A 15,231-nucleotide genomic window follows, 5' to 3' on the forward strand; every position below is an offset into this window, starting at 1 on the left:
CTCTGTTTCTAGTCCGCGAAGGTACCTTTGTCGCCGCAAGCCGACATGTCTTTCGAGGTTCTACTTGGTAGCTGTCGGGGTGGGAGACGAAGTTTGTTGCGCGGTGTCGACCGAGGGGTGGGTGAGGCTGGTATGTGCGGCGTGGAGCAGGAGACCGGTGGAGGTGTCCTCTCCCAGTTCCCAGATCATGAAGCCGCCGAGATGTTGCTGGTGGATGTACTCGGACTTTTGCCGAATGGAGGTGGGGTCTTCGTAGGTCCAGAAGACGTCGCCGTCGAAGATCCACGGGGCTTGCGAGAGCTCGTCGCGATAGACGGTGGACTGCTCGATGATGTCTACGATGCTGCGGTAGGGCCGGTCGCCGTGAATGGACTGGCCCTCCTGGAAGAGGCCGTTGTTATCCTCGGTGACTTTATGCCAGCCGTAGCCGTAGAAGGGAAGGCCGACGAGCAGTTTTGAGGCAGGAACTCCGGCGGTGATGTAGGACTGAACGGTGTGCTCCACCGTGCCGCCTTCCTGGCCTTCACGGGCACGCAGGGGAGCGATGAAGCCGGTGGTGGCGCTCCAAGGTCCGTTGAAGTCGTAGGTCATGAGGCCGACCTGGTCGACGAGTTTGCTGACGGCGGCCATATCGGTGCCGGGGTACATGCGAGGACTAGGACCGACGGCGACGTTGAGCAGCAGACCAGGCCGGAGCGCGTCCATCTTTTTACGGAATTCGGAGAGAAGCGCGAGGTAGTTCTCGGCGTCTTCGCGGTGGGGGTACTCCCAATCGATGTCGATGCCATCGAAGAGTCCGGCGGCTTGTATGCCTGGAGCGAGGTTGCCCTTGAGGAAGAGATCGATGCAGGACTCTACGAAGGCTGCCCGGTTTTGGGGCTGGGCGTCTTCGGCGAAGGAGGCTGCGCGGCCCTCAAGCGAGATGATGAGCTTGAGGTTGGGAAGCTTCCGCTTCAACTTCACGAGCTGGTTGAGATTGCCGCGAAAGATCTGATCGGGCTTATCGGCTACTCCATCGACGCTTTGCTCGGCGGGGAAGGTGTAGTTGAGGTCGGCGTTGGGATCTGCGATGGAGCAGCGACCGCCGGTAACGAAGGCCTGTGCGTAGTTCATCTGATCGAGGACAGATGCTCCGCCTATGGTGAGGAGATTCTTTACGGTGTACTGCGGCTGGTTGTAGAGGCCCCACTGCGGGAAGTAACCCGTAAGAAGTGGGCGTTGGATTGCAGAGGAGGCGTCGCGGGTGTTAGACGGAGGAGAGGCTGACCAGAGAGGAGTGCATAGCAGGAGTGCTAAGGGAATGACAGTCGTACGAAGCAAGGATCGCAGGTTTGGAACGCCGGTCATATAGAAGAGACTCTTTTGGGCGGGGAAAGGGTGCATGGAGCGGGCTAATACATGTTGATGGCGAGTAAATTTTCGGCGTTGTTGTTGCCGAGCGTGGGATGAGAGTTCGCCTGCCTTCCAGGATTTCGATTGGGACGAGTGTTGTGAGATGCGAGTGGTTTTTATAGCTTCGTTTGACTGCCGTCGATTAGATGCTGAAAGAAGTCAAGATAGTGTCTTGCGACCACATCAGGTCTAAATTGCTCTAGATGCTGATCCGCGCGACTTACATATTGTTCCAGCTGAATAGGATCGGTTAGCAGAAGCTTGATCGCACTTGCGAGTGCCGATATGTCTCCGTTAGGGAAGAGGATACCGCAAGAGTTCACTGCCTCTCCCAGGCCCCCTTTGGCAGAGGCAATGGGAACGCACCCGGATGCGATGCCTTCCAAGGCGACGAGGCCGAAGGGCTCCTCCCATCGCGAAGGGATCAAGATGATTTTGTGTTCGGCGATTCGCTTGCCTCGGCCAACTGTTATGGAGCCTAAGAAGGTCACCTGATCGGAGAGACCTAGTTTGTCGACTTGCGCTTCCAGTGCCAATCTTTCTGGTCCTTCTCCAATGATGGTGAAGCCGGGAGTAATACCTTCGGCTTTCAATTGAGCTAGAGCTTCAATCGCCAGATCGCATCCCTTGTCAGAGACAAGACGGCCGACGAAGACGATGTCTTTAGTCTTGGGTAGTTGGCGATAAGGAGAAAATTCTGATATCTCGAATGGGTTTCCGATAAGCAAGGACTTTACGGGTAAAGCGGCTGCGATGGCTTTACTGATTGCGATGTTTTTGCAAAATCTTATAACAAAGCGTTTGAGTCGATCTTGCCAGCTTATGCGACCATTGGGGCGAGTTAGCCATGTGTGGTGAGCAATAACAATGTTCTTCTTTGTGAAGAGTAAGGGTACAAGTGTGTTCAGAGAGATATTGCTTTGAAATACTATGTCTGCTTCCCGCCCTAATCGCCGGATAGTGCTTCGGGTTGGACGTCGTACGATGCGATATTCATATTGTTCTTCCCCTGGAGTCTCCGTTATTACGGTCACTTCAGAGCCCGCCTTCGTGAACTCCTCGGCCAAGATGCGAGAGACTGTTTCGATTCCTCCAACACTCGGATGGAAGCAATGCGAGCAGATAAGAATCTTCACTTTGGGTCCTTATGTTTGTTAGCGAAATATGATCCGATGGGCTCGGCGCCTGCCCATCATCTCACTAAGAGAGAAGGCGATGCTTCTCTGGATTCGTTACCATACGCTATCTTTTTGATACAGTAGCAGAAGAGTAGTTATTGGAAGCGATCTTATCTTGATACGGGGGCTGTTGCTTGAGGCTATTGCAACTTGTGCCTAGACTTCCTCCGCGGCTGGATGGAATTGGCGACTATTCGCTTCTTCTCGCGGAGCGATTGCGTGACAATCACGGGATACATACCTCTTTCCTGGTAGCCGATCCAAGTTGGAGCGGTGAAGCGGAGATCGATGGCTTTCCTGTTCATCAGTTGGCCGCTCGAAGCCGGAAGGAACTCTTCCGAACTCTCGATCTCTGTTTAGGAGTTGCTTCCTCTCCTGCAACACCGATTCTGCTGCAGTTCGCTCCTTATGGCTATGAGGCGCGGGGCTTTCCCTTGTGGCTTCTGCGAGGTCTTCGCGACTGGACCTCGCGTCGGCCCGAGCCTCTGATGACCATGTTTCACGAGCTGAATGCAGGAGTTGGAAAGCCCTGGAGCAGCACCTTCTGGCTTTCGGCTTTGCAACGGGTTCTTATCCTGCAAATTGCTCGCCTGAGCGCGGCTCGTCTTACGAATACCCAGTTTCACCGTAAGAAATTAATGGACTGGGGTATTACCAACATCTCTTTGATGCCTAGCTTTTCTACCATTGGAGAGCCATCGTTCGACGTGCCTATTCGTGAGCGGCGCCGGCAGTTGGTTGTATTTGGCAGACCGTGGCAGCGTCAGCTTGCATATTCGGAGGGGGCCGCAGCCCTTGCCAATGCCTGCACGCAAATTGCCGCGGAGAGAATCATCGATATAGGCGATCCTATTCCCGGTGACGAGCGTAGCGATGTGGGTGGAGTTCCGTTGGTGCGGTGTGGAAGCCTGCCAGCCGCAGAGGTTAGCGGGTGGATGCATTCCTCTCTGGCTAGCTTCCTCTTCTATCCTGATGCGCTGCTGACCAAGTCGACCATTTATGCAGCAACGTGTGCCCACGGAACGATCCCGTTTGTGGCCTCTAACTGTGAGGAGTCGCTTCGGGAGACCGAACTATACAAGGGAAAAGATTACATCCCGCTACAGGCAGGTTCACCCAAACTCGACCCCACCGAGTTCCAGGAAATCTCTACGACTGTCTATGAGCGATACCAGGATAGAAACTCTGCTGCGTCCGCCAAACAAATAGCTTCGATTATGTTGGCATTGCCAAAATAAATTGGGATCGAAGAAGCGCAATCGTTACTTGGGCTGAGTTGGAGACGCGATGGACTGCGTTTCAATCTCAAATAGCTTTGCATCCACCAGGAAGCGAAACCAGAGAGTTTGGAGAACGCAAAATATCAGGCCTTCTTTGCCATCCAAGAAGCCGAATCGAATGATGTAACGATAGATGAACAATCCGAATGCACGGAGAAACATGGGCGACTGGTCATAGAAGCCTCTTAGATAGCGTCGTCTTTGTACAACGTCGCCTGTTAGTTTCGATTCAATTCGTCCGACTGAGATACGAGCCTGGATCTCGCGAACCTCAGCATCCGACCAGCGATTGTGCCTAGAGGTCCACTCGGAGAGCGACATGCGAATGTCGTCGATCATTGAGCCGCCTAGTTGAGCTGTAGCTCCCAGGCAATAGAAGTGTTGGTCGTATTCCCGATCTTCACATCGGCCCCGGCCAGAGCGGAAGAGCCTCATATGCCATGTTGGAGCTAGATTGTGTTTCAAAGTTCGGTTCATGAATCTTAAGTATCGTTGGATGAAAAATCCATCTTCGGAAGGATCCTCAGATAGATTTAGAATCTCGTCCCGCAGTGCAGCGGTTAGTTGCTCATCTGCATCTAAATGCAACTGCCATTGATACTTTATCGAAAGATTTTCGATAGCCCAATTTCGCTGATCGCCATAATTTAGAAAATTGTGATGACATATCTTCGCACCGAATTGCGATGCGATATCGAGGGTTCCATCCGTGCTACCTGAATCGACGACATGAATATCGTCTGTCAGTGGGCCTATGCTTGCCAAGGTGTTCGAGATTGAACCGCTCGAGTTATAAGTAAGAATAATGACTGTTGGTTTCATTAGGTTGTTATCGAAGAATATTTCGGCGTACTGTTGCTTAGTATTGTTAGCGCTTCGAGCGGAGTTGGATGCGAGACTGAATAGCCAACTAAAGACTGATGATTTCGTTGTAAAAGATCTTTAGATGATTTATATCCCTACAAACTATCACACATGAGTGAGCATTGCGCTCAAACTCGCTGTGGTCTTTGACAATGATGTGTGACTATGGGGCGAGTTGTATCGAGGTCCCAAGTTTTCCGCTGCCTATGGATTCGGCTATCGAACTTAGGTTCGAAATCTTCCAGCGTTGTACCGGCGTGTATCCAGCTTCAACGGCCATGTACATGTATATATCTCCGGCGACCATTACAAATCGAGTCGCAGCTATATTACCTGCAGACCCGGCGGGTCTATGGCCTGCGACAATAAATTTTTCTTGTCCAAACTGACCGATCATCAAGCCGTCTGTCCAGTAGTGGTAGTGCTGGTTCCCCCAGGAGGCGTATTGCCCATCGTAGGATGCGAAGATATTATCTCCAACTACACTTGTAGCTATTCCATTGTGTCCACCAAATCCAGTGCCGGCGGGGAATGAACCGGCGGGGTCGGGAACCTTGATATTAGCTTCCCTCATGGTCTTCCAAAGAAATGAACTTCGACCGGCGATCATGCCTCCCAGATGTGGGGCACCTAGCGCGTAAGGACCGGTAGTAAATATTGGATAGACTCCTGACTGGCTCCTCTGGAGAGGTTCGGTTACGCCCCAGCCAGAGCTGAAGCGGGGTTCGGAGGTTTCGTTGTAGTTTACGGTTGCGACGTCTCGATAATCATCCCGAATCGGATTATTGTTCTCGTCAAATCCTAACAATCGCTTTTTCTGAAATGTAATTGTTCGGTTAGGGGATTTTCCAGATGTAACTTCCTTCATGAGGCTCCCGTCCGTCTGCAGAGGGTAGTCTCCTTGATTGACATTCAAGGTGCTAATGAAACGTAGGGGCGCCGTCCCAGATAAAGGAAGTTCCACTTCACTATAACGATGTGTAACTCCATCAACGATATGTGCGTAGATGTGTCCGTTCGACAGGATCTCGGGGTTTATGATGCCTGAGCCGCCGGCAAGTGGCTGATAGTTCGCTGGCAGAGAGCCTTTGGCGCCCTCCGCTCCGACTGACCAATTACGAACCATCTTCCACGATCCATTACCGCCGCGAAGGGGATCGGGGTCGCCGGGCAACAATGGGACTGCATAGTTGATCTCGTACTCAATGCCTCCCCTGAACATGCGGTTCGGAAGGCTTTGACCTATACCTACGGAGTAGGTCTCCTGCTGAAATTGAATTTGATCGATGTAGGTATTGGTTGCAGAGATATGAAGAATCCTTCCAGCATTGCCTCCATCACAGAGCCATAACTCATTTTCAGGAGATACCCTAAGCCATGAGCTGGTCGATGTAGGAATACCCTTCGTCGCTGTGTTATCCAGCAAAAGGCGTTTGTTGGTGATGGTGGGATTCCAATCCGTATAACCACCCAGATCCCCGTAGGTACGGACGAGATGATCGGAAAGATCAAACTCCTTCACCTGTTGCGACGTACCGCCATCCAACACAAAAACGTGATTGTTTATCTTATTGGTTGTTAGATACGCCGGCATCGAAAGTCCCTTGAGCGGCTGAAGAAGTTTGTTGGTGCGGCCTGGGTCCGAGACGAAATAGATTGTTGCATCAGAAAGGATCCAAAGACCCTTCGATGTGAAGCCTATCGATTTGGGTTTGGGAACCGATAAGGCTTGACCATATGCGGTGCCGGTCGCCTTGTTGAAGAATTGAATCTTGTCGTCTGCGGTATAGGCTACCGCCAGGACCGATCCTGTCTTCTGCACAGCAATAGCATTCGGAGTCGCAAGTCCTTTCGGGCTCACGGCGATGCCATTCAAGGGAATATTTCTCCAAGAAAAAGGAAAAGCTATCTCATGCCCAGAGATAAATGCCGCGGGGCTTCCGTCGACTGCACTGAACTTAGTAACGAAGTTCTCTCCACTCCACACAGCTTGATTTGCCATATATAGATATTCACCGTCGGTGTCGATGTCGATGAAATTAACGTTTTGGCTGGCATACTTGGCATTCACCGCTTTTGGTGCGTTGGGATTGCGCGGATCCAAACGCAATAGGTTGGCTAATCCTTCGGAGTATCCGGTTGCAGCCCAGAGTTTGCCATGAGCAAAGGCAAATCTAAGTTGCGTGGGAATGTAGCCCAGGCCGTCCCAAATGTCTGTGCTTGATGTCCAAGCGGCCTCGGTGTTGCCGATCACTCCCTCCCAGCGATAGGTGACATTACTATGCAGCACCTTGATGGTCCAGGTGCCTTCCGACGCCACGGCCGCACCCAGATCGTCTTTGCCGTCCCAGGCTTCAGAGTAGGTTCCAGCCGTCTGTGGCTTGTTGGACCAGAGAGTTCGAACCAAGGCTCCAGTCGAATCGAAGACGCCTGCACTCGTTCGTGCGCCATTAGAGAGTGTGTAGGAAAAGCGGGTAACCGGGTTCTCACGACCAATTTGAGCGCCAGCCGGGAGTAATGCTAGAACGAGCACAAAGAACGCACAATATATCGCTTTCATGTGAGTATTTATAGTCTGTTCGGTCGGGTAGGTCACTACTTCGGTCTTGAAGACCCGTAATTGGTTCGTGGTTAGTCGGAGTCATTAGTGAGTGCCGAGTACGGTCGTTTGTCCCAATGGTACGAGCGCGTTTAGTTCATGAATGCTTCCCAGGCCGCCGATCTTCCAGCGATGGATTCCGGGATGATAACTCTCGTCGCTGTTGTAGAGATAGACATCGCTGCCTACCGTGACCGACGCCATCGTTGCGATGTTTCCGGCTGCCCCTGGATAGAGTGTTCCGTTCGGAGCAATCCCACTTGCAGGATGTCCAAATTGCCCGATCATGAGCCCGTCATCCGACCAGTGCATCCATTGGCTTGAAAATGTGCCGTACTGGCCGTCATAGCCTTCGATGACGTTGCTGCCCTCGACGAGCGCTGCGATGCCATTATGCCCGCCGTAAGAGTTCACCTCGGGAAAGGTTCCCTTATCATCGGGAGTCGAAAGGTTGCCTCCAGGGCTTGTCTTCCAGGACCAGTCAGAGCCACCTGCAACGAGTCCGCCGAGGTGGAACGTCGACCCGCCTAAAACGGGAGCGGTCTTGTAGGTTATGAGATACCCGTTGTCGCTTACTTTAGGGAAGGTCGACATTCCCCACCCACCAAAACCGAAGGGGCCCAGCGCCTCAGCAATAATACCGTTTGAAGTGACCGACCCAATGACATGCGGGTCGCTCCAAGCCGGAAATCCATCAGAGGTCTCGCCCTTGAGGTCTTGTTTGTAGGCGGTCATCGCCGCGGTTGGGATAGTGGTTTGGGAGAACTTCCAGTATGCCAGATCGCCAACATCATCGATGTACTTGTTGTATTGACCATCTGCTAGAAACTGTCCGCTTGGCCTTACTGGACCCGAGTTAGGAAGCTCGACAAGCTCGAAGCGAAGATAGCCAGTGAGCTTGCTGTTCGAATTAAGTAACTCGGCGTATGTCTTTCCATTGCTGAGCGTAGTGGCACGAAACATAGACAAAGTGTATTGAGAGGGAAGACATACAGACCAGTTCTTAGCTAGGGTCCAACTGCCGTTTCCGCCCTTCGCCGGATCGGGATCGCCAGGCAGAAGATCCTTTGAGTAATCCACTTTATATTCGAGCAGATCAGCAAAGACTCGCGTCGGATCGCCATGATCGGCGGTTACGGTGTAGAGCATCGGTATAAAAGAGAACTGTTCGAGATATCTCCCGCTGGCCGAGACGTGTAAAGCTCTGTCATTCCCCCTATCTCCGACCCAGAAAGAGCTGTCATCTCCAACCGAAAGCCATGTGCCCGGCTGTTGATTTCCGGCCCCATTTCCCGCGGTTGTATCGAGATAAAGGCGGTCCGTGGTAACTACAGGGCTGCAATCGGCATAGCCTCCTAACTGTCCATAACTGGAGAGTAACTGACCATTCCGAGAGAATCGCTTGACCTGCTGGCTTACTCCACCATCTGCGACGAGGATGTCGTCGGTCGATGGATCGACAGCGATCGCTAACGGCTTTACGATGCCCTGAAGACGCACAACGACACTGTTGCTGGACCCAACGGAGGAGAGGCGCATGACCTGAGCTCCTGATATTATCCATAGGTCACCGTTCGTTGCGAACGCGATGCGTTGTGGGTCATGAATCGCGATCTTGCCTACGCGAGCTCCCGAAGTCTTGTCGAACAGGCTGATCTGCTCCTCGCCCAAGGAGGTTATAGAGGTGCCTGGGACAGTATAGGAACCATGGGACACTGCAAGCAGTTTTCCCGACTTCTGGACAGCAAGGCCTGTCTGTAAGTGAAGGCGGCTATCGCCAGTAAGTGTAGTTGCGCTGCTGTCCAGATCGATCACTCCTCCAAGTGGGTAACTACCGTTAGCTAGCTTCACGCCACTAGGGAAGTTATAGGGCTTCCTTGTTGCAACGTCATATGCCAGGACAAACGCGACGCTTCCAGCCCACCCATCTCCAACGTTCCCGAAGTATGCGAGATTCCCATCGGTCGCTGCAAAATCCAATTGCACATTTTGGCCGATATTGAAGAAGGCTTGTGGGGATTGAGGATCCGCTACCTGAAAGGTAGAGGCGTTTGGCCTCCCTTCCGCGTAGCCATTCGCAGTTATCACGGTGCTGCCGTCCATCGCAGCGTCCATAGGGAATGTTCCTTGAGTATCCCAATTATTAGGGCCTGCCAGGGTGGACGAGGTATCTCCTATAACTCCCCAATCGTAAGTCACGTTGTTATAGAGAAGCTTCACCTGATACTGCGCCGTCGTTGAGTGATTGCCTTGATCGTCTAATCCGTCCCATATTCCCAGATGCGGTCCGGCGGAGAAGGCCTTATTACTCCATAGCGTACGGATCAGATGCATCTTGCTGTCATAGATCCCTGCGCTGGTTCGTGCGCTCTCAGGCAGAGTAAAAGCGAAAGAGATTTGTCCGCTGACATTTGACGGCGTGATCACCTCTAGCGGCAGTGACGACGCAACCGAGATGTCTTGATGAAGTCGCGCTCCAATCGTTACCGTCGCGTTGAGCTGAGCCGGCGCCGTGTAACTGCCATCGGAGGAGATCAGACCGGCAGTAGGTGTTCCACCCGGCGTTCCATTGACCAGCCAGTCCACCGAACTCGAACTATCTCCGCTCACGGTCGCAGTGAGCTGAGTCGACTGACCTCCAAGCAGAGTTGCGTCAGGCGCGGAGAGCTTTATGCTCACGGGTTGAGTTACGGGTTGAGTTACGGGTTGGGTGGAGGGTTGAGATGGCGAGCTTATCAGAGACTGAATATTGCCGCCACATCCGGTCAAACATAGAGTGAAAATCGAAATGCGAATCAATGCGGGACGAAGAGGATGAGATCCCTCGTCCAATACATCAAAGGCTTTATCTGCGTGCCTCTTGGGTCGGCTGAACATGCAGACCTTATCGGCTTGCATCGGCACAGAAGTCCAAGTCGGCGTAGCGCAGCGTCAGTCTTTAGTAACGTGACCTAAGTTCTTTTGGGCGGTATCAAAAAGGGAAACGGAAGCGCCTAATCGTTAGTGACGGGGCTCGCATAGTTACGGGAAGAGCGATCGCCGCAACTATTACTTAGGGCAAACAATATCGAACCGGGGCTTCGGGAAAACTAAGCCTGTTTGCATCCTGCAGGCTTATTAATGGAGCCGGCGATAGCCTGGCTGTCGATCGGATCTCCGATTCCACGTCCCTGGAAACAATCGAAGGCATTCCTTCTGCTCCAACGCCAGAAGGAGAAGTGTATTTGGCCGATCGACAGAAATTGGACGTCGAAACTTCAGAGGATATGGGTTCTAAGAGAGGAGGATGACGACAGAGGAAGTGAACCTGGATGTACGGATAGCGATTTAGCTACGAATTACAAATGGCGGAGAGGGGGGGATTCGAACCCCCGATAGACTTACGCCTATGTCTGATTTCGAGTCAGGTGCATTCAACCGGGCTCTGCCACCTCTCCGTTGGTTCAGTTTACCTTGAATGTTGGGGTTGGCCAAAATTCAAGGCCGGGGGTGTTCTTGGTGGCGGAATGGACGAACGAGCTGGAACAGTGGCTGCGAGAGGCCGCGGTGGAGGCGGGCTTCGATCTTTGCGGCGTGGCCGGGCTCGCGGATTCAAAGGAGCTGCTGGGGGCAGCGCGGTTTTCGGATTGGGTGGAGGCCGGGCGCGCCGGTGAGATGGAGTATCTGAAGCGGCGGGACGAGGCAGGGGTGTTGTTGCGGAGCGCGGTACAGGTGGCTATGCCGTGGGCGCAGTCCGTGGTGGTCTGTGCGATGAACTATAACGTGGGTGGACCACTTTCGACCGCTCCGGCCGCGGTGGGAACCGGCTGGATAGGCCGGTATGCGTGGAGCGGGAGCGATCCTGAGGAAGAGGCTGGCTGGGAAACCCACGGAGTTGTGGAGGGATTGGAGGCGACGGACTATCACGACGATCTGCTGGCGAGGCTGCGGAGGGTCGAGACTGCATTGCTGTCGCGGACATCGTGCGAGACGAGATGCTATGTAGATACAGGTCCGTTAGTGGAGCGGTCGGTGGCAGCACGAGCAGGAATTGGATGGATCGGCAAGAATACCTGTGTTCTGAACCAGGAGTTGGGGTCCTGGTTGCTCCTGGCGGTGATCGTGACCTCGTTGCCGAAAGGCGAGAGCGTGTTAGTACACGAGGCGGCCGACCGGTGCGGGAGTTGTACGCGCTGTATCGATGCCTGTCCAACCGGGGCACTGGTGCGTGAGCGGGAGATGGATGCATCGCGGTGTATCGCGTATCTAACGATCGAGAAGAAGGGAGAGATTGACGAGGGATTGCGGGAGGGAATGGGGCGGCAGGTCTTCGGGTGCGACATCTGCCAGGATGTCTGTCCCTGGAACAGGAGTTCGCCGATCGCCGTAAAGAAGGGCAGCCTCGCGAGGCAGGAGTTGATCAATCCTCCATTGGAATGGCTCGCAGGGTTGGATGCCGCCACGTTCAAACGCTGGTTTAAGGGATCGCCTCTGGAACGCACGAAGCGCAAGAGGCTGCTGCGAAACGTGGCAATTGCTATGGGAAACAGCGGAGAGTCACGCTTCTTACCCCAGTTGCAGCAATGGGAGAGAGGCGAGGACCAGATATTGGCGGAGGCGGCCGGGTGGGCCATCAGGCGCATTGAGCGTATTGGGGGCGAAGAGGCCGGTTCTACCTGCTAGCATCGGGTATCGGTTGGGGGCGAGGACGAAAGCTCCCCCTGATGCGTCAACGCTTTGATTGTGGGTAAGACAACACGGCCGGAATGATTGGGTTTGTGACGGTTAGAGCTTTTGGCAAAGAGATCGATCTTGGGGACGGGGCGAAGCCATTGAAGGATGTCGAACCGATTGAAGATGTCGAACCCGTCGTGTTTCGGAGCGGCTTGTGGGCACAGCTGGTAGCGTTGGCGCGTTATATGGCGCGCTCAGATGTACATACGTATGCGTTCAGCGTGGCGGCCAATGCAATCCTCTCGTTGTTTCCGTTTATCGTGCTTCTGCTGACGGTGTCCCGGCAAGTCTTCCATTCGCGGGCGATGGAGGTGGTCGTCGCGGACATGATGCGCAACTTCCTTCCAACGGGTCAGGATTTTGTGATCCGCAATATGCAGATACTGGCCCATCCCAGGAAGGGAACGCAGGTCTTTTCGGTGGTGATGCTGCTGATCTCATCGACCGGTGTCTTTCTGCCGCTCGAGGTGGCATTAAACGATGTATGGGGAGTGAAGAAGAATCGATCTTATTTGCACAATCAGGCAGTGTCGCTGGGGCTGGCGTTCGCTGTGGGAGTATTGGCGATGGTATCGGTCGCTTCGACGGCGGGACAGAACACACTGTTGGGATGGTTATTTTTCGGCCATACACAAAATCAGTACTACCAATTCGCATCCCATGGGGCGATGAAGTTCTTTGCTGTTCTAGCCAGTATTTTGTTGTTCTTCCTTATTTATTGGGTGCTGCCGTTCCGAAAGGTGCCGGCACGGGCGGTGCTTCCAACGGCCATCATGATTGGCCTCTTGTGGGAAGTCGCGAAGAATCTGTATGTTCGGGCGTTACCTTGGCTGGACTTTGAATCGGTATATGGACCTTTTTATATCTCTGTCGGACTGATGATGTGGGCGTTTCTGTCTGGATTGTTGCTCCTCGCCGGAGCGCATTTTTCGGCCACGCGCTATACGCTGAGACTGGCGCGAGAGGCAAAGAGCGAGGAGGCTCGGTAGGGCGAATCGATGACGACACAGACGTTGACACAGAAGACGATAGACGCGAAGTCTGGATGGCGGCCCCCCACGGGGATGGCTGGCGCAGCTTTCTGGCTGACGGTGTGGTTCTGTCTTCTGTGGTTTTTACGGCTGATTCCGGGGATGTTCGGGAGCTTCTTTAGTGGGTTGCAGATCCTGGTGGGATTTGCGCTGATCGGGGTGACGGTTCCGCTACTCTTGCGGCTGGTTCGACGGCATATGCTGTGGAGCCTGCGGAACAAACTGGTCCTGACCTACCTGCTCATTGGGCTCGCTCCAGTGATCCTGTTTGTGACGTTGGTGACCATCTCGGGATATGTCGCAGCGGGACAGTTTGCCATTCACCTGGCGGACACGCGATTGCAGGCCGAGCTAAGCCAGATGGCAGATGAGAACGCAAACCGGACTCGCGGCTTTGCGCAATATATGGACTCTCATGGACTCGCAATCCCGCAGCTAGCTCCGCAGGACAGTCGAGCGCGGGGTGGCTTGGTGGAGCTCGACGATCCTGGGCGGACGAGACTCAAGCGGGAGACGACGGCGTTTCTCAACGGGGTTCCGCTGTCGCTGGAAGGTGCCCCTGTCGAGATGGAAACTCAGCGGGGGAAGACTCCGTTTGGCTTACCGCCTTGGGCGGCTCAGCTTCCAGGTGCGGAGTTCCATGGATTAGTGCTGGATGGAGGCGAGTTGTACCTTGTGGCGGTGCATCAGCATCGGCTCTCGGATGGGCATGTCTTCAGCATGATGAGCAGTCTGCCTGTGGACGGTACGGTGATGGACCTCATTGCGAATGGCTTGGGACGAACTGGGCTGCTTGCCGGAAGGGCTGGAACGTCATCCAACAGTCCTGTTTATGGCGAAGGACGACGCGCGCGAGGCCAGGCTCGAAAGGGTGAATCGGCCTGGATCTCTGGCGGCAATGCTCCGCGAGGGTTGAACCTGGCGGATATTCGGGTGCGCTTTCTGTCTACGGTGTCGATGACCGATTGGGATACTGGCGAGTCAGGAGATATCCCGATCGAGGTGACATCGCGCCCTTCGCTGCTGTATCGGCAGTTGTTCGGGACCTCGCTGGGTGGAATCGTGACGAGCGTGATTCGGACGGCGCTGATCGCGCTCTGCGTGGTCTTCCTGCTAATTGAGCTGCTGGCGCTGGTCTTGGCGATTCGGCTGAGCAAGACGATTACAGCTTCGGTCGCGGATCTCTACGAGGCGACGCTGCGGATCGACCGTGGCGAGCTGAACCATCGGATTGGCGTAGAGCGAGAGGACCAGCTCGCAGAGTTGAGCCGCTCGTTCAACCGCATGACCGGATCGCTGCAACGGCTGCTGGTAGAGCAGCAGGAGAAGGAGCAGATGCAGAACGAGCTCTCCATCGCGCAGGAGGTGCAAGCGAACCTGTTTCCTCGTCAGGACTGCGATCTGCCGACGTTGCAACTGCATGGCGTCTGCCGGCCGGCGCGGACGGTGAGCGGCGATTACTACGATTTTCTTGTCTTTCATGAAGAGGCTCATGACGGACACGCGGCGGGACGCGAGACCGGAGTCGGGATCGCATTGGGCGACATCAGCGGGAAGGGAATCTCCGCGGCACTCCTGATGGCGACGTTGCACTCGGCGGTTCGAGCCTACCGCTTTGCCAGCGAGGAGCTGGTGTACAGCGAGTCGCATGTTGCGGGGCTCACCGCCAGCCGCGAAGGGCGCGGCGGAGAGTGCGACGAGCTCTTCCAGTCGCCGGGGCGTATTCTGTCGCTGCTCAATCGGCACCTTTACCGGAGCACCCAGCCGGAGAAGTATGCCACCTTGTTCCTGGCTCACTACGACGCCAAGTCTTCGCTGCTGACCTACTCGAACGCCGGGCAGTTGCCTCCGCTGGTGCTAGGGCGGGACGGTGCGATCCGGCGGTTGGACAAGGGTGGAACCGTCGTCGGGTTGATGGATGGAATGAGCTACGAGGAAGACCGGTTCAAGATGGAACTCGGAGACATCCTGGTGGCTTATTCGGACGGCGTAACCGAGCCGGAGAACGACTTCGGCGACTTCGGCGAGGAGCGGCTAATGGAGGTGGTGCATCGCTACCGGGACGAGCCGCTGCACGTAATCTCGTCGCAGGTGATGCAGGCGCTGGACGCCTGGATCGGAGCCGAGGAGCAGCCGGACGACATCACGCTGGTGCTGGCTCGGCAGAGGTAAGG

The 15,231-nt window shown here is 54.5% G+C and carries 9 protein-coding genes and 1 tRNA gene; 4 read left to right on the plus strand and 6 right to left on the minus strand.

Going from position 1 to position 15,231, the window contains the following annotated elements; genetic code table 11:
• Window positions 1–60 precede the first annotated feature (60 nt).
• Both HB393_RS22240 and HB393_RS22245 read right to left on the minus strand, forming a co-directional pair.
• The gene (locus tag HB393_RS22240) at window positions 61–1,347 is read right to left on the minus strand and encodes a glycosyl hydrolase family 18 protein (protein WP_213807414.1); all 1,287 of its coding nucleotides are present in this window, start codon (window positions 1,345–1,347) and stop codon (window positions 61–63) included.
• Between the two features lie 161 nt (window positions 1,348–1,508).
• Window positions 1,509–2,528 carry a glycosyltransferase gene (locus HB393_RS22245; protein ID WP_213807415.1) on the minus strand — a complete coding sequence of 340 codons (1,020 nt, stop codon included), beginning with the start codon at window positions 2,526–2,528 and terminating at the stop codon, window positions 1,509–1,511.
• A 530-nt stretch (window positions 2,529–3,058) separates the two neighbouring features.
• Between HB393_RS22245 and HB393_RS22250 the strand changes: the two genes are divergently transcribed.
• Window positions 3,059–3,808, plus strand: coding sequence for a hypothetical protein (locus HB393_RS22250; protein ID WP_213807416.1), 750 nt, complete (start codon window positions 3,059–3,061; stop codon window positions 3,806–3,808).
• A gap of 24 nt (window positions 3,809–3,832) precedes the next feature.
• Here the strand turns inward: HB393_RS22250 and HB393_RS22255 are convergent, their stop codons facing one another.
• The 4 genes from HB393_RS22255 to HB393_RS22270 all read right to left on the minus strand — a co-directional run bounded on the left by HB393_RS22255 (window position 3,833) and on the right by HB393_RS22270 (window position 10,750).
• The gene (locus HB393_RS22255) at window positions 3,833–4,672 is read right to left on the minus strand and encodes a glycosyltransferase family 2 protein (RefSeq protein WP_213807417.1); all 840 of its coding nucleotides are present in this window, start codon (window positions 4,670–4,672) and stop codon (window positions 3,833–3,835) included.
• Window positions 4,673–4,877: 205 nt separating this feature from the next.
• Window positions 4,878–7,274: a FlgD immunoglobulin-like domain containing protein gene (locus tag HB393_RS22260; RefSeq protein WP_213807418.1), complete on the minus strand. Its 2,397-nt coding sequence runs from the start codon at window positions 7,272–7,274 to the stop codon at window positions 4,878–4,880.
• An 84-nt stretch (window positions 7,275–7,358) separates the two neighbouring features.
• Complete coding sequence (locus tag HB393_RS22265; RefSeq protein WP_213807419.1) at window positions 7,359–9,992, minus strand: hypothetical protein; 2,634 nt, start codon at window positions 9,990–9,992, stop codon at window positions 7,359–7,361.
• 666 nt (window positions 9,993–10,658) lie between these two features.
• A tRNA-Ser gene (locus tag HB393_RS22270) sits at window positions 10,659–10,750 on the minus strand.
• Window positions 10,751–10,811: 61 nt separating this feature from the next.
• Between HB393_RS22270 and queG the strand changes: the two genes are divergently transcribed.
• The 3 genes from queG to HB393_RS22285 all read left to right on the plus strand — a co-directional run bounded on the left by queG (window position 10,812) and on the right by HB393_RS22285 (window position 15,229).
• Complete coding sequence (gene queG / locus HB393_RS22275) at window positions 10,812–11,975, plus strand: tRNA epoxyqueuosine(34) reductase QueG (RefSeq protein ID WP_213807420.1); 1,164 nt, start codon at window positions 10,812–10,814, stop codon at window positions 11,973–11,975.
• A 95-nt stretch (window positions 11,976–12,070) separates the two neighbouring features.
• Window positions 12,071–13,015, plus strand: a complete 945-nt coding sequence (locus HB393_RS22280; protein ID WP_345945375.1) for a YihY/virulence factor BrkB family protein — start codon at window positions 12,071–12,073, stop codon at window positions 13,013–13,015.
• 9 nt (window positions 13,016–13,024) lie between these two features.
• Complete coding sequence (locus HB393_RS22285; RefSeq protein WP_255551510.1) at window positions 13,025–15,229, plus strand: SpoIIE family protein phosphatase; 2,205 nt, start codon at window positions 13,025–13,027, stop codon at window positions 15,227–15,229.
• Window positions 15,230–15,231 lie beyond the last annotated feature (2 nt).

Source organism: Granulicella sp. dw_53 (assembly GCF_018449545.1).
GTDB lineage: Bacteria > Acidobacteriota > Terriglobia > Terriglobales > Acidobacteriaceae > Edaphobacter.